14 protein-coding genes are annotated in these 15453 nt (G+C 50.1%); 5 read left to right on the top strand and 9 right to left on the bottom strand.

Going from position 1 to position 15453, the window contains the following annotated elements:
• Window positions 1–247: 247 nt before the first annotated feature.
• Window positions 248–2035, bottom strand: coding sequence for a 1,4-alpha-glucan branching protein GlgB (glgB, locus tag N774_RS0107280; protein ID WP_024860606.1), 1788 nt, complete (start codon window positions 2033–2035; stop codon window positions 248–250).
• 371 nt (window positions 2036–2406) lie between these two features.
• Between glgB and aroC the strand changes: the two genes are divergently transcribed.
• The 5 genes from aroC to sigE all read left to right on the top strand — a co-directional run bounded on the left by aroC (window position 2407) and on the right by sigE (window position 7864).
• Window positions 2407–3504, top strand: coding sequence for a chorismate synthase (gene aroC, locus N774_RS0107285; protein ID WP_024860607.1), 1098 nt, complete (start codon window positions 2407–2409; stop codon window positions 3502–3504).
• Between the two features lie 7 nt (window positions 3505–3511).
• Window positions 3512–4057 (top strand): GrpB family protein, encoded by a 546-nt coding sequence (locus N774_RS0107290; RefSeq protein ID WP_024860608.1) that lies wholly within the window; start codon window positions 3512–3514, stop codon window positions 4055–4057.
• Window positions 4058–4387: 330 nt separating this feature from the next.
• The gene (locus N774_RS0107295) at window positions 4388–6109 is read left to right on the top strand and encodes a DEAD/DEAH box helicase (RefSeq protein WP_024860609.1); all 1722 of its coding nucleotides are present in this window, start codon (window positions 4388–4390) and stop codon (window positions 6107–6109) included.
• A gap of 224 nt (window positions 6110–6333) precedes the next feature.
• Window positions 6334–7149, top strand: coding sequence for a sigma-E processing peptidase SpoIIGA (locus N774_RS0107305; protein ID WP_024860610.1), 816 nt, complete (start codon window positions 6334–6336; stop codon window positions 7147–7149).
• A gap of 16 nt (window positions 7150–7165) precedes the next feature.
• Complete coding sequence (sigE, locus tag N774_RS0107310) at window positions 7166–7864, top strand: RNA polymerase sporulation sigma factor SigE (protein ID WP_024860611.1); 699 nt, start codon at window positions 7166–7168, stop codon at window positions 7862–7864.
• 1 nt (window position 7865) lies between these two features.
• Here the strand turns inward: sigE and N774_RS17125 are convergent, their stop codons facing one another.
• The 8 genes from N774_RS17125 to trpE all read right to left on the bottom strand — a co-directional run bounded on the left by N774_RS17125 (window position 7866) and on the right by trpE (window position 15268).
• A complete protein-coding gene (locus N774_RS17125; RefSeq protein ID WP_037280172.1) occupies window positions 7866–8456 on the bottom strand; it encodes a phosphoribosylanthranilate isomerase in 591 nt (196 codons plus the stop codon).
• A gap of 1 nt (window position 8457) precedes the next feature.
• A complete protein-coding gene (trpC, locus tag N774_RS0107320) occupies window positions 8458–9234 on the bottom strand; it encodes an indole-3-glycerol phosphate synthase TrpC (protein ID WP_024860612.1) in 777 nt (258 codons plus the stop codon).
• A gap of 8 nt (window positions 9235–9242) precedes the next feature.
• Entirely contained in the window at window positions 9243–10262 is a 1020-nt protein-coding gene (gene trpD, locus N774_RS0107325; protein WP_024860613.1) for an anthranilate phosphoribosyltransferase, read from the bottom strand.
• A 133-nt stretch (window positions 10263–10395) separates the two neighbouring features.
• Window positions 10396–11172, bottom strand: a complete 777-nt coding sequence (trpA, locus tag N774_RS0107330; protein ID WP_024860614.1) for a tryptophan synthase subunit alpha — start codon at window positions 11170–11172, stop codon at window positions 10396–10398.
• The gene (gene trpB, locus N774_RS0107335) at window positions 11165–12355 is read right to left on the bottom strand and encodes a tryptophan synthase subunit beta (RefSeq protein WP_024860615.1); all 1191 of its coding nucleotides are present in this window, start codon (window positions 12353–12355) and stop codon (window positions 11165–11167) included. Before trpB ends, trpA begins: the two co-directional genes overlap by 8 nt.
• A 24-nt stretch (window positions 12356–12379) precedes the next feature.
• Window positions 12380–13162, bottom strand: coding sequence for a class I SAM-dependent methyltransferase (locus N774_RS0107340; protein ID WP_024860616.1), 783 nt, complete (start codon window positions 13160–13162; stop codon window positions 12380–12382).
• Between the two features lie 76 nt (window positions 13163–13238).
• Window positions 13239–13805: an anthranilate synthase component II gene (locus N774_RS0107345; RefSeq protein ID WP_024860617.1), complete on the bottom strand. Its 567-nt coding sequence runs from the start codon at window positions 13803–13805 to the stop codon at window positions 13239–13241.
• Entirely contained in the window at window positions 13802–15268 is a 1467-nt protein-coding gene (gene trpE, locus N774_RS0107350) for an anthranilate synthase component I (RefSeq protein WP_024860618.1), read from the bottom strand. Before trpE ends, N774_RS0107345 begins: the two co-directional genes overlap by 4 nt.
• Window positions 15269–15453 lie beyond the last annotated feature (185 nt).

The raw sequence follows: 15453 nt of genomic DNA on the forward strand, positions 1-15453 counted from the left end.
ACTGCGAGAAAGCCAATTGCAAACGCAATCACAGACACCGCCGAAACCACGCAGAACAGGGATAAATCAAAGTGCGGCAAGCTCAAAACCGACTATGTTTCGAGTCATGTCCGTTATGACCACTTCGATACCACTGCATAAAATCACTATAATATTATATCACACTGTTTAAGCGAAATCAAGAGAATTGTAAAAAATTAATATTATAACAAAAGCAGAGGAACCGAACGCCCCCCTGCTCCGTATACTATTTTGTCAACAGAAACATTCTGCCGCTGAACGGCGGGATATCCATATCAAGCCTGCCTTTATCACACGAAAATTTAGTCATGCCGTGAGGCGTAGTGCCGCTGTAGAGCTGGTCATCGGAGTCAATAAGGAGCTCCGCCTTGTACTCACCCACATGGACAGAATAGCCGAACTGGAACCAGTCAGAAAAGTTGAACACTGCCAGTATATCACCATCTGCGGACTTCCTGCGGATAGCGTAAACGCAACTTTCAACGGCATTGCAGTCAACCCACTCAAAATTTGTGGAGTCATGATCGTAATGAAGCGCACTATGCATCAAGTATATCTCATTAAGCTTCTTTATGTACTCTCTGAACGAATCGTGCAGCGGGTATTTCAGCATATCCCAGTCCTGCTGCCGCTTTTCGTCCCACTCGCGGAGCTGCGCGAACTCGCTTCCCATGAAGTTCAGCTTCTTTCCCGGGTGAGCTATCATGTACATATACAGCGCTCTCGCCTGCGGGAACTTCTCCACGTACTGACCGTTCATTTTCTGAGCCACCGTAGCCTTGCCGTGGACAACCTCGTCGTGGGACAGCGGCATAATGAACCTCTCATTATAGAAATACAGCATAGAAAAAGTCAGCTTGTGGTAGTCTCTTGAACGGTACATGGGAGCGCTCTGAAAGTACTCCAGCGTATCATGCATCCAGCCCAAGTCCCACTTATAATCGAAGCCCAGACCGCCTGCAAAAACGGGAGCAGTTACCTTTGGATAGGACGACGAATCCTCGGCAGCAATGATAGCCGTAGAATGTCTTGCTTTAAGACCTCTGTTCATTGATTTCAGGAACTCTATAGCGTTCTTGTTTTCGCCGCGGCGCTCATCGCCGTTCCAGTATATCATATTGCGGACCGCGTCCATGCGCAGGCCGTCGAAGTGATAAATGCTGAGCCAGTAATTTGCGGCAGATTGTATAAAGGACCGCACCTCGCCCTTGGAGTGATTGAAGTTTCTGCTTCCCCACTCGTTATAGCCGATATCATCGCTGGGGTACTCATAGAGCTTAGTACCGTCATATTCCGTGAGTCCGTAGTGGTCAACTGCAAAGTGAACAGGCACGAAATCCACGATAACACCGATACCTTTCTTATGGCACTTGTCAACAAGCTCCATAAGCTCCTTGGGAGTTCCATAACGTGAGGTAGGAGCAAAAAATCCCGTGCTCTGATAGCCCCATGACTCGTCGCAGGGGTGCTCGCTGAGTGGCATGAGCTCGATATAATTGTAGCCCATTTCGCAGACGTAGTCCACCAACTCGTCAGCTATCTCGCTGTAGCTGTACCAGCCCTCCTCGTCCTCATCGGAGCGCCTTTTCCACGAACCGAGATGAACCTCGTATATATTCAGAGCCCTGTCAAAGCAGACCGAGCGCTTCTCCAGCCAGTCTCCATCGCTGAACTCATAGTCCGAAATATCACGTATGACAGAGCAGGTCCCGGGGCGAAGCTCCATGCCGAAGCCGTATGGGTCGCAGTGGTCGATGAAATTGCCTTTTTTGTCGTAGATACGGTATTTGTACCGCATGCCCTCCTCAGCTTCCGAGACCAAAAGCTCAAAGAACCTGCCGTCCTCCACAGGCTTCATGGGCATATCCTCCCAATGGCTGAAATCGCCTATGACCGACACCTTTGAAGCATTGGGCGCATAGGTGCGGAACACCGTACCGTTTTCCCTCATATGTGCGCCGAGGTATTCATACGCCTCAAACTCATTGCCATCATAAAATTTCCTAATGTCCATAACATCAACTCCGAAAGTCCAAAACTTCTTTTGTTGATTATATCACGATATACAGGCAAAGTCAATCAGAATTGATAATTGAAAATGAAGAATGCAGAATGAAAGTCACGATATCGCTGATACAGTATTTTTTTAATCTGTCCGCGCAAGCGGACACATTCATTCTCAATTCTGAATTCTCAATTCTCAATTAATTATTCCCACACTATTTCAGCAAAATAGGACAATGCGCGCTATACAAAATGACTATTTACTTTAGCACTTTGCGTCTGCAAATCGTTAAAACGCCGTGTTGACACATTCTCTGCGAAGTGGTATAATTTTATTGTATAAATATCAGGCATTTTACACGTTTCAGGGAGATGAAAAGCATGAAAAATACATTTGGTTCAAGCGTTTCCATAACATTATTCGGCGAGAGCCACGGCACAGCTATCGGAGCTGTACTGGACGGCTTGGCTTCGGGAATTGAGGTAGATGAGGAGTTCATCGCGGCTCAGATGAAGCTTCGCCAGTCCGTTGGAGCTCTTTCCACACCTCGCCGCGAGGGCGACAAGGTAAGGATAGTCAGCGGCGTTTTCAACGGAAAAACCACAGGTACGCCCATAACCTTTATCATAGAAAATGAGGATACACGCAGCAAGGACTACGGCGAGCTTGCATACAAGGCTCGTCCTGGACACGCTGATTACTCCGCACAGATGAAGTACCACGGCTTTCAGGACTTCCGCGGCGGCGGACACTTCTCAGGCAGAATAACCGCAGGCGTTGTTGCGGCAGGTGCGGTAGCTATCAGCGCTCTCCGCAAAAAGGGCATAAAGATAGCGACTCATATACTGTCATGCGGCGGAATTTACGACCGCACATTCGATGATATAAACGCAGACATCGACAGGCTCAATACTATGGAGTTCGCCGTCCTTGACGACGAAAAGGCACAGGCTATGCAGGCTGCTATTACAGCTGCAAAGGAAGAGGGCGACAGCGTCGGCGGACGCCTTGAAACTGTTGTCACAGGAGTTCCCGCAGGGGTCGGCGAGCCATGGTTCGACACCATTGAGAGCGTACTCTCCCACGCACTGTTTGGTATCCCCGCAGTCAAGGGTGTGGAGTTCGGCGCAGGCTTTGCTGTTGCTGATATGCGCGGAAGTGAGTGCAACGACAACTTCTCCGCAGATAACGGAGCTGTTACTGCTCCCACCAACAACAATGGCGGCATAATCGGCGGAATAACCACAGGTATGCCAATACTGTTCAGGACTGCCATAAAGCCTACTCCCTCCATATACAAGGAGCAGCAGACCATAGACATGCGCACCATGGACAACACCACATTGCAGATAAAGGGCCGTCACGACCCTGCTATCGTACACCGTGCAAGAGTAGTTGCGGACAGCATAACCGCACTTGTGCTCTGCGACCAGCTCTCACAGCGCTTCGGCACTGACTGGCTGGCTGACGCGGAATAAGTCCCGTATGGAACTTGGACTCCGCCGCGGCACAGTAGCTGTTGAGCCCCATAATGCAGAGTGGGAGACAGCCGCACAGCAGACCATTGCACAGCTTCGCAGCATACTCGGAAGCATAGTTATGGACGCTCAGCATATCGGCAGCACTTCCATTAAGGGTATCTGCGCAAAGCCCATAATCGACATCGTTGTGGGAGCTGCCGACTTTAATGACATTCTCGGCATGAACGACGTCCTTGAAAAGAACGGCTTTATCTTCCGCGGTCAGGACGTTCCCGAACAGTACCTTTATGTATGCGGAGATGCTGACACAAGAACTCACCATATCCACGCGGTCATCTATGGCTCGGAAGTGTGGAACAACTACATAAATATGCGTGATTATCTGAACTGCCACAGGGACGATGCACAGGCTTACTCACAGCTAAAGGAAAAGCTCGCAGAGCAGTATCCCGACGACAGGAATAAATATACCGAAATGAAAAGCGCTTTTATCAGCGATATACTGGCAAAAGCCCGCCAATGGCGGAATAGTATATCAAAGGGCATATGAAAGGGATTCCAAAGGGGTCACAACCCTTTGGCAGGGTTCGGGGCAGCGCCCCGAAAACGGTAGGCGCTCCTAACAGGAGCGAGTACCCTCTGTCAGCTCAGCTGACATCTCCCTGTACTACAGGGAGTCACCGCAAGGGTGAATTTCAAAAACAGTCCAGTGGACTGTTTTTGAAAGAGGGACGCCCTGCAAGTGAGGGCGTCCCTGCATTTACAATGCTAACAGATCAAAAATGACGACCAAGGGTCGTCATTTTTTACTTGACCTTTTCGCGTTTTTGTGCTATTATAATGTGTATTGGAATTATGAGGAAGAAAGAAAGGTAACGAAATGCATTTTAATGAACTGAATTTATCGCAGGAGCTTCTCCGTGCCGTTGACGAGCTGGGATATACGGAGATGACGGAGATACAGCAGCAGAGTATCCCCCTGCTCCTTGAAGGCAGAGACGTTGTGGGACGCTCCAACACAGGTACGGGAAAGACCGCCGCATTCGGCATACCTGCCGTTGAGAGCATCACCGAAGCTGACCGCAGGTCCGCAGTTGTACTTATACTCTGCCCCACCCGTGAGCTTGCCATGCAGGCAGCCGAGGAGCTTCGCAAGTTCGCCAAGTTCAAGGAGGGCGTTAAGACCTCCGCAGTATACGGCGGCGCAAGCATGGAAAAGCAGATACACGAGCTGAAACGCGGCGCAAATATTATAATAGGAACTCCCGGACGTGTCATGGATCATATCCGCAGGAGAACACTGAAGCTTGACAGTATCCGCACAGTCATACTGGACGAGGCTGACGAAATGCTGAACATGGGATTCCGCGAGGACATAGAGTCCATACTGGCAGATGTACCCGAGGACAGACAGACCGTGCTCTTCTCCGCCACCATGCCAAAGGAGATAATGGCTCTTACCGAGAAGTATCAGCATGATCCCGTGCATATCAAAATAAAGTCCGCACAGAAGACCGTGGAGCTCATCGAGCAGTTCTACTTTGAGGTTGCTATGGGACGCAAGACCGACGCATTGAAGCTTCTTCTTGCGGCATACAAGCCGTCCTCCGCAATGGTATTCTGCAATACCAAGGTCATGGTTGACCAGCTCACCGAGGAGCTTGTAAAGAGCGGCTTCCGCGCAGCAGGGCTTCACGGCGACATGAAGCAGATACAGCGCACGCAGGTGATGAACAGCTTCAAGAACAAGGCTGCGGAAATACTTGTAGCCACAGATGTAGCCGCAAGAGGTATCGACGTCAGCGGCGTTGACGCGGTGTTCAACTACGACCTTCCACAGGACAACGAGTACTACATTCACCGTATCGGCAGAACAGGCCGCGCAGGCAGAACAGGTACAGCCTACACACTCATAAGCGGCAGACGTCAGCTTTTCGACCTCCGCGCTATCGAGAAGTACACCCACGCTGAGATACGGGAAATGCCCCTGCCCGAAAAGTCAGACATCATCGCCATGAAAAAGGAGTCCCTCGTCAAGGAGATATCCGAAGCGCAGGCAGGTCATAACGCATACGATATACTTGACAGACTTGCTTCACAGGGCATAGACTACCGCGAGGCTGCCGCAAGAGTGCTGGAGAAGCAGCTCCGTGCCGAGACTGAAGCGCTCCCCGACTTTGAAAGTGCAAGACCACTCAAAAAGGGCAGGAACAGCGGCGCAAAGACAGTCAAGATAGTAATTAACATCGGCAGGAACCGCCGTATCGCTCCAAACTTCATACTGGGCGCACTTGTTGACGCAACAGGCATGACGGGCAAGGACTTCGGCAAGATAGACATATTCGACGAGCACACCACCGTGGAGGTTCCCGAAGCCGAGTCAGAATATATAATCGACAGCACGGACTCCATAAAGATAAACGGCAATAAGGTTGAAGTTAAGCTCTACAAGGGCGGAGACTTAGGTGTCCGCAGAAACCGCCGTCCCGACGACAAGCCCCGTTTCGACCGCAAAAAGTCCGCATACGGAAACAAGAAAAAATCGGAGATATACTCCGACTACATACCAAACCGCAAAAAGCGCATGAAGAAAAGACACTGAGAGGTGATATGAATGAAACAGAAAAAAACAGCAATGAGAGTTATCATGTTCATACTGGCACTGATAATGATAGTTGGTGCCATAGTGATATACCTTCCAAAATTCTGATCAACATGGCTGAGACTTCCATTGAAGTCTCAGCTTTTTTGTTTTCCGCCCATGACACAAAATGACATATTTCGCAGCCTGTCTGCATTATAATATTAGTGTAAAGGGGGTGTTCCGTGGAGACCATATATATCGACGTGCTTATAGTGCTGAACATCTATGTGAACTACTTCCTGCTGCGGATAACGGCAGGGCTCACCCACTCTCCCCTGAGAACGGGGCGCTGCATATGGGGAGCAGTCTTTGGCAGTCTTTTTTCTCTGACCATACTCCTTCCCGAGCTGGGAACGGTGATACCCCTGCTGATAAAGCTTGGGGCGGCAGTTGGCATAGTCGCCATTTCATTCGGCATAAAGAGCCGAAAACGGCTTTTCATAAACACCGCAGCCTTTTTCGCCGCAAATTTCGTCCTTGCAGGAGCGGTCTACGGAGTATATTCCCTGCTGAAGCCAAGCTCCATGCACTTCCGCAACGCAAGCTTCTACATAGATTTTTCACTGCTGGTGCTTGTAGTCACTACGGCAGTGCTTTACTTCGCACTGCGGCTCATAAGGATAATTACGGACAAAGCTCCCACGGGCAGCTACCGTGTATATATACGCGCAGGGAAAAGGGTAATCAATATAAACGGACTTGCCGACACAGGCAACATACTGGTGGACTATTTCACGGGCGCTCCTGTCATAATCTGCTCCGAGGAGAGCTTCTGTGAGCTTACGGGGAAAAAGCTTGACATTTCCCTGCTGCCCAAGGGCTTTCGGCTGCTGCCATGCAGGGCTGTTTCGGGCAGCGGACTCATACCCGTATTCCGTCCCGACGAGGTACTGATATGCAGTGACGAAAACGGTGAGCGCAAGGCAGTAGATGCCATGATAGGCTTCGGAGAATGCGGCGGCAAGGCTGTATTCAACCCGAAGCTGCTGAAAATATAGATAAAGGAGAAGGACAATGAACATCATCGAAAAAGTAAAAGCGTTGCTTAAAAAGCATTTCACAGGAGAGGTATTCTACGTCAACGGCTCGGACACTCTGCCGCCGCCCCTGACACGAACAGAGGAAGCGGAGGTCTTTGCGCGGCTCACCGAGCATGACCCCGAGGCGCGAAATATCCTCATCGAGCATAATCTCCGCCTTGTGGTATACATAGCCAAGAAGTTCGAGTCCACGGGCATTGGCATAGAGGACCTTGTGTCCATTGGCACTATCGGACTTATCAAGGCAGTGAACACATTCTGTCCCACGAAAAATATCAAGCTCGCCACCTATGCTTCACGCTGTATCGAGAACGAGATACTCATGTTTCTGCGCAAGTCCTCACAGTACCGCAACGACCTGTCCATAGACGAGCCGCTGAACATCGACTACGACGGCAACGAGCTGCTCCTGTCGGACATACTGGGCACCGATGACGACATAGTAAACAAGGGCATTGAGACCGAAGCAGAGCGTGAGATACTCCGAAGCGCAGTATCGGAGCTCTGCGACCGCGAGCGCGAGATAATGGAGATGCGATTCGGGCTTATCGACGGAAAAGAAAAGACGCAGAAAGAGGTAGCCGACTGCATCGGAATTTCGCAGTCCTACATTTCGCGTCTTGAAAAGAAAATTATTAAGAAGCTCCGTATCAAAATAGAGAGCGTATCATAAGTCAGCGGACAGCCTCCGCAAAGGCTTTCATTTTCTCAAAGTCCTTGAAGTCGTCGGTCTCAAGGCAGGAGCTTGCGTCCACACCGTAGGGGCGGAGCTTTTCAACTGCTTCTGCCGCATTGTCTGCGGTAAGACCGCCTGCAAGGAAGAAGTCTCTGCCCACATTTTTGATAAGGGACCAGTCAAAGGTCTCACCTGAGCCGCTTCCCGAATCGAGAAGCACATAGTCCGCACAGGTACTTCTTGCGGCGGCTATATCAGCTTCGGAGCTGACCTTGAAAGCGCGTATCACAGGTATGCCGCGCTCTTTAAGCTCTGCGGCGTAGTCCTCGGACTCACTGCCGTGGAGCTGCACCATTCTTATTGCACCGCTCTCAACGAGAGCGATAACATTTTCAATAGGTTCGTCAACAAAAACTCCTACGGGAGTAATATCTTCACGCAGAAGCTTTGTAAGCTCCTGTGCTTTCTCGGGCGTCACATAACGCCTGCTTTTTTTTGCAAAAACATAGCCGATATAATCGGGTCTGAGTATGTTTGCATACTCAATATCCTCAGCGCGGCGAAGTCCGCACATTTTTATCTTAGTCATATTATCCTTTCAGCTCCGCAAGCTTTGCCTTTTTGTCAGCGGCACGCATCAGTGTCTCACCGATGAGCACTGCGTTCACTCCTGCTTCACGGAGAAGCCTTATATCCTCTGCGGACTGAACGCCGCTTTCGGATACGAAGCTCACGTCTGCGGGAGCGAGCTCACGCAGACGGCGGCTGTTGCCTGTGTCTACGGAGAAGTCTTTCAGATTGCGGTTGTTCACGCCGATAATGCGTGCTCCTGCGGCAACAGCCGCCCGAAGCTCCGCTTCGTCGTGAGCTTCTACCAGAGCAGAAAGTCCCAGCTCGTCGCAGATACCGATGTACTCCTTTATCTTCTCCTGAGAGAGAATGGAGCATATGAGCAGAACAGCCTTTGCGCCCAGAAGCTTTGCTTCATATATCATGTATTCGTCAACAGTGAAGTCCTTGCGTATGCATGGGATACTCACATTTGAAGCAATCTCGCGGAGATATTCGTCGCTGCCGAGGAACCACTTGGGCTCTGTGAGAACGGAAATGCAGTCCGCACCTGCTGCCTCGTAGTCCTTTGCTATCTGAAGATAGGGGAACTCCTCAGCGATAACGCCCTTTGAGGGCGAAGCCTTTTTGCACTCGCAGATAAAAGCGATGTCGTCCTTTTTCAGCGCCTTTTCAAACTCAAAGTTACCCTTGGGAAGCTCCAGTGCACGGCGCTTCACCTCTTCAAGGGGAAGCTTTTTCTTAGCCGCAGCTACACGCTCACGGGCGTAGTCTGCAAGCTGATCGAGAATAGTCATACTGCACCTCAGTTCTTGGACTCTGCAATGAACTTATCCATAGTTGCCAGAGCAGCGCCGCTGTCGATAAGCTCGGCAGCCTTCTTTACGCCCTCAGCCATGGACTCAGCCTTGCCGCCGATATATATAGCAGCACCTGCATTGAGCAGAACAGCATTGCGCTTGTGACCCTTTATGCTGCCGTCGAGAATACCTCTTGTGATAGCAGCGTTCTCCTCGGGAGTACCACCCTTGAGGTCGTCCTTAGTGCAGCGCTCGAAGCCGAAGTCCTCGGGAGTGATCTCATAATTCTTCATCCAGCCGTCTCTGTACTCGCAAACAGCTGTAGGAGCGCTGAGTGAGATCTCGTCAAGCTTATCCTCGCCGAATACTACCATACCGTTCTTTGAGCCCAGCTTCATGAGGACTTCTGCAACAGGCTCGAGAAGAACGCTGTCGTATACTCCGAGGAGGTGGTGGTTAGGGCATGCAGGGTTGGTGAGAGGTCCGAGGATATTGAATACTGTACGGAAACCCAGCTCCTTACGGATAGGACCAACGTACTTCATGGAAGTGTGGTACTTCTGAGCGAAGAAGAAGCAGAAACCAACACTGTCAAGAAGCTTTCTGCACTTCTCGGGGTCAAGGTCGATGTTAGCGCCGAGAGCTTCAAGACAATCAGCAGTACCAGAAAGTGAGGAAGCTGCACGGTTGCCGTGCTTGGATACCTTTATACCCGAAGCTGCGATAACGAAAGCGGAAGTTGTGGAGATATTGAAGCTGTGAGCGTTGTCACCGCCTGTACCAACGATCTCCAGAAGATCCATGTTGTGCTCGAACTTGGTAGCAGCGTCACGCATAGCAGCTGCGCAGCCTGTTATCTCGTCGATAGTTTCAGCCTTTGTGCTCTTAGTGGAAAGAGCGGAGAGGAAAGCCGCATTCTGAGTAGGAGTGGTCTCTCCTGCCATAATTTCTGCGATTACCTTGTATGCCTCATCATAAGTAAGATCCTGCTTGTCAACGACCTTAGCGATTGCTTCTTTGATCATAATAAAAACCTCCTGTTTTTTCATTTGAGTGAGTAGAGAGTAGTGAGTAGTAAGTAGTATTATGCAGCGAAGCTGCTTCTACTCTCTACTATCTACTCACCACTTACTCAAAGCATAATTCAGCAAAGCTGAATTATGCTTTAGCTACTGCTTCTTTCATTTCCTTGACGTATTCGCCGACATAAGGCGCTGCGTCCTTGCCGTACTTTTCAAGTATGCGTATGATAGCCGAACCAACGATAGCTCCGTCGGATACTGCTGCCATAGCCTGTGCCTGCTCGGGCTTTGAGATACCGAAGCCTACTGCGCATGGCACATTGGTATTCTCACGGATAACCTTTACTATATCACCGATATTGGTATTTATCTCACTTCTAACGCCTGTAACTCCAAGACTTGATACTATGTAGATGAAGCCCTCTGCTTCCTTTGCTATCATAGCGATACGGTTCTCGGATGTGGGAGCGATAAGGGAGATAAGGTCAACTCCGTACTGCTTTGCAACTGCGGAGAACTCCTCCTTTTCCTCAAAGGGAAGATCGGGAAGAATGATACCATCAACACCTGTCTCACAGCAGCGAGCCATGAATCTCTCAGCGTCATATGAGAATACAACGTTTGCGTATGTCATAAATACGAAGGGTACCTTTACGTCCTTGCGGAGCTCCTTAACAAGCTCGAAAACCTTGTCTGTGGTAACGCCCCCTGCAAGAGCGCGGATATTAGCGCCCTGTATAACAGGTCCCTCAGCAGTAGGGTCTGAGAAAGGTATGCCCAGCTCGATGAGGTCTGCGCCGTTCTCGGCAGCAGCGCGAACTACCTTTGCAGTAGTTTCAAGGTCGGGATCACCGCAGGTTATAAATGGTATGAATGCCTTGCCGTTGGCAAATGCAGCTTTAATATTACTCATAGATATTCTCCCCTCTGTAACGAGCTATAGCAGCGCAGTCCTTATCGCCGCGTCCCGAAACTGTAACTATTATTATCTTGTCCTTGTCCATTGTAGGAGCAAGCTTCATAGCGTAAGCAACTGCGTGAGCAGACTCGATAGCAGGGATTATGCCCTCTGTGCGTGAAAGGTACTCGAAAGCGTTAACTGCTTCGTCGTCTGTTATAGGAACGTACTCAGCTCTGCCCATATCGTGGAGATTTGCATGCTCGGGACCCACGCCGGGGTAGTCAAGACCTGCGGAGATAGAATAAACAGGAGCTATCTGACCGTACTCGTCCTGACAGAAGTAGGACTTCATACCGTGGAAGATACCGATCCTTCCTGTGTTTACTGTAGCAGCTGTCTCGAATGTGTCGATACCTCTGCCTGCTGCCTCACAGCCGATAAGGCGAACGCCCTCGTCGGGAATGAAGTGGTAGAAGCTTCCGATAGCGTTTGAACCGCCGCCTACGCAGGCAATAACAGCGTCGGGAAGTCTGCCCTCAGCTTCAAGTATCTGAGCTCTTGCCTCACGGGAGATAACAGCCTGAAAATCACGAACTATAGTCGGGAACGGGTGGGGGCCCATAACAGAACCGAGACAGTAATGAGTATCGGAAATACGTGAAGTCCACTCACGCATAGCCTCGGAAACAGCGTCTTTAAGAGTAGCTGTACCGCTCTTTACGGGGATAACCTCAGAACCGAGGAGCTTCATGCGGTAAACGTTGAGAGCCTGTCTCTTTGTGTCCTCCTCGCCCATGAACACTACGCACTCCATATCAAGGAGAGCCGCAGCAGTTGCAGTAGCAACACCGTGCTGACCTGCACCTGTCTCTGCGATAAGTCTGGTCTTGCCCATTTTCTTTGCAAGGAGAGCCTGACCGAGAACATTGTTTATCTTGTGTGAGCCTGTGTGGTTGAGATCCTCGCGCTTTAAGTATATCTTAGCGCCTCCAAGCTCTCTTGTGAGCTTATCTGCGCGGTAGAGCAGCGAGGGTCTGCCTGCGTAGTTGTTGAGGAGCTCTGTGAGTTCGCGGTTGAACTCGGGATCGTTCTTATAGTGGTCGTAAGCCTGTTCAAGCTCTATGACCGCATTCATAAGCGTTTCGGGGATATACTGACCGCCGTGAACGCCAAATCTTCCTTTTGACTGTGACATGGTATCTTTCCTTTCAAATTATATTTATAGTTTACGCAGAATATCCAGCGTATGGTTTGAAGCACCGATCAAGTCCTGCCGCTCACAGGTGGCTAAATGGTACTCCATGAATTTTTCAAATGTGAAGCCGTCCATAGCGTCGATACATTCGCTGATGTAGTTCACCGCTCCGTCGGCAGCTATGAGCTTTATCCTTTCAACAGGAAGCTCCGAGTTGAGTGAGTTTATATCCTCCGTCCGCACCAGCTCAAAGAGCTCCTTGGGCTCACTTTTGCAGTGCCATTCGGGAGTGAGCATATCGTTATCCAGTACCTTTTTAAGATTGCCGTGAAGAAAAGCGTGCTGGATAACAGCGGCTTCGTTCATGCAGTAGGCGACCAGTATGTGACCGCCCTTTTTCGTAACTCTCACCGCTTCGGACAGCGCCCTCAGCATATCCTCTCGGGTATACAGATGATACATTGGACCGAGAACAAGCGTGATATCGAAGCTGTTATCGTCAAGGGCTGACAAGTCAAGAGCATTGCCCTGCATTGCCGTTATTTTCTCAGTGCCGTCAAGCTTTGCTCTCAGCTTTTCAAGATTATGCTTGACCAGCTCCACAGCCGTGACGTCATAGCCCTCTTTCGCAAGAGCCACGCTGTAGCGTCCTGTGCCTGCTCCGACTTCAAGTATTCTCGCCTGCTGATGTTCGCTGAGACATTGGCGGATATACTTCATAGTGGTGAGGTACTCCACCTGACCGCACCGCGAAAGCAGCCGCCCGTCCTCGTCGTAGGCATTGTAAAAATCTTCAAGGTAACTCATGGCTCTCACCTCCACTTTTCGGGCGGTGAAACGCCGTCCATATAAAGTTCTTAGCTCTTAGTTCTTAGTTCTAAGTTCAAAGCTCTATGAAGTTCTTCAGCATTATCCTTCCGTCGGGAGTCATAATTGACTCTGGGTGGAACTGAACGCCGTATATGGGGTACTCCTTGTGCTGAACTGCCATTACCTCGCCGTCGTCGGCTAAGGCTGTGACTTCGAGGCAATCGGGAAGGGTATTTGCGTCAGCTGCAAGAGAATGATATCTTGCAACGGGTGAATTCTCGTCTATACCCTTGAAAAGCGGACTGTCCTTCACGAAGCTTATAACGGACTGCTTGCCGTGCATGAGCTCCTTTGCGTAGGTGACAGTAGCACCGTAGGCTGCGCATATCGCCTGATGGCCGAGACAAACGCCCAGTGTAGGTATCTTCTGACACACTGTCTTTGCAGCTTCTATGATTATGCCTGCGTCCTCGGGACGTCCGGGACCGGGTGAAAGGATTATCCTGTCGGGAGCGAGCTTCTCTATCTCGGAAACTGTCATCTCGTCGTTTCGTATCACCTTGATATCGGGGCAAAGCTCTCCGATAAGCTGATACAGGTTATATGAAAAGCTGTCGTAATTATCAATGAGAAGTATCATAATTCTTCCTCCCCTGCAAGTTTAAGGGCGTTGACTACAGCAGCCGCCTTGTTTATGCACTCCTGATATTCCTTTTCGGGAACCGAGTCTGCAACGATCCCTGCGCCGCTTCTTACGAATACCTTGCCGTTCTTCTTGTAGGCGATACGTATAGCGATACAGGTATCAAGGTTGCCTGTGAAGTCGATGTAGCCGATAGCGCCGCCGTAGATGCCGCGCTTGTTGTTTTCAAGCTCTGCTATGAGCTGGCAGGCTCTTATCTTTGGAGCTCCCGAAAGAGTACCCGCAGGAAGCACAGCGCTCACAGCGTCAAGCCCGTCAAACTCCTGACGTATCTCGCCGCGGACAGTTGAGCCGATATGCATAACATGTGAGTAGCGCTCGATGCTGTGGAGCTTTTCCACCTGAACAGAACCGAACTTGCTTATCTTTCCGAGATCGTTTCTGCCAAGGTCTACCAGCATATTATGCTCTGCAAGCTCCTTTTCGTCCTTGAGAAGTCCCTCTTCAAGCTCCTTGTCCTCCTTCTCTGTCTTTCCTCTTGGGCGTGTGCCTGCAAGGGGGAAGGTGTGGAGAACGCCGTCCTCAAGCTTTACCAGTGTCTCGGGAGAAGCGCCTGCTATCTCAACATCGGTGCCCGAGAAGTAGAACATATAAGGGGACGGATTGATAGTTCTGAGGACTCTGTAGGTATTGAGGAGACTGCCCTCAAAGCCTGCGCTGAGGCGGTTTGAAAGAACTATCTGGAAGATATCGCCCTCGTGGATATGCGTCTTTGCTTTCTCAACCATATTGCAGTACTCTTCCTTGCTGAAAAGAGCCGTAACATCGGTAGTGAGTCTGCCTGCCTGCTCCCTGACCATATCTCCGTTTCTCAGGAGATCAGCCATGTGCATGAGCTCCATTTTAGCCTTGTTGTAGCCTGCCTCGCCCTCTTCAAGTCTCATATTTGCAATGAGTATGAGCTTCTGGCGGAAGTTGTCAAAGGCAATGACCTTATCGAAGAGCATCAGGTCAACATCCTTGAAGCTCTCGGTGTCGTTTACTCCGATACGCAGGGTCTTTTCGGTATAGGCGAGGAAGTCGTAGGAGAAATATCCTGCGAGACCGCCTGTGAATGTGGGGAGATAATCGAACCTTGGGCTTCTGTACTTGGAGAGTATCTCGCGTATCTGTACAGAGGGATCATCGGTAGTGATCTTCACATCGCCGATAGTGAGCTCGCTTCCCACAGCTGTTATCTGCATTTTGGGGTCATAGCCGAGGAATGTATATCTTCCCCACTTCTCCTTATCTGCTACAGATTCAAGCATGTAGCAGTGGTGGGAGACATTCTTCAGCTTCATGATTGCTTCGATTGGAGTGCAGATATCCGACAGTATCTCACAGCTTACGGGGACAATGTCGTATTTTCCGCTCTCAGCCAGCTTGCCGACTGTTTCAAGATCGGGCATAAAATTCATAAAAAAGCACCTCCGTCGGTCTGCAGGGCAACAAAAAAGTCCCTGACAGACCATATTAGTCTGTCAAGGACGAATATACTTATCCGCGGTACCACCTTGATTCACGGCATCTGCCGTGCACTTTACAGGATACTATCATATCCCTGACGGTTAACGCACGTCCTGACGTTGCAGAATACTCTGGG

It is taken from the genome of Ruminococcus flavefaciens AE3010, assembly GCF_000526795.1.
Classification (GTDB): domain Bacteria; phylum Bacillota; class Clostridia; order Oscillospirales; family Ruminococcaceae; genus Ruminococcus; species Ruminococcus flavefaciens_D.

Coding starts and splice junctions, on each gene's coding strand:
- N774_RS0107340 (WP_024860616.1), bottom strand. CDS start 13,162: ATGAGTTACCTTGAAGATTTTTACAATGCCTACGACGAGGACGGGCGG.
- N774_RS0107295 (WP_024860609.1), top strand. CDS start 4,388: ATGCATTTTAATGAACTGAATTTATCGCAGGAGCTTCTCCGTGCCGTT.
- aroC (WP_024860607.1), top strand. CDS start 2,407: ATGAAAAATACATTTGGTTCAAGCGTTTCCATAACATTATTCGGCGAG.
- trpD (WP_024860613.1), bottom strand. CDS start 10,262: ATGATCAAAGAAGCAATCGCTAAGGTCGTTGACAAGCAGGATCTTACT.
- N774_RS0107345 (WP_024860617.1), bottom strand. CDS start 13,805: ATGATACTTCTCATTGATAATTACGACAGCTTTTCATATAACCTGTAT.
- N774_RS0107290 (WP_024860608.1), top strand. CDS start 3,512: ATGGAACTTGGACTCCGCCGCGGCACAGTAGCTGTTGAGCCCCATAAT.
- trpB (WP_024860615.1), bottom strand. CDS start 12,355: ATGTCACAGTCAAAAGGAAGATTTGGCGTTCACGGCGGTCAGTATATC.
- trpE (WP_024860618.1), bottom strand. CDS start 15,268: ATGAATTTTATGCCCGATCTTGAAACAGTCGGCAAGCTGGCTGAGAGC.
- sigE (WP_024860611.1), top strand. CDS start 7,166: ATGAACATCATCGAAAAAGTAAAAGCGTTGCTTAAAAAGCATTTCACA.
- trpC (WP_024860612.1), bottom strand. CDS start 9,234: ATGACTATTCTCGATCAGCTTGCAGACTACGCCCGTGAGCGTGTAGCT.
- trpA (WP_024860614.1), bottom strand. CDS start 11,172: ATGAGTAATATTAAAGCTGCATTTGCCAACGGCAAGGCATTCATACCA.
- glgB (WP_024860606.1), bottom strand. CDS start 2,035: ATGGACATTAGGAAATTTTATGATGGCAATGAGTTTGAGGCGTATGAA.
- N774_RS17125 (WP_037280172.1), bottom strand. CDS start 8,456: ATGACTAAGATAAAAATGTGCGGACTTCGCCGCGCTGAGGATATTGAG.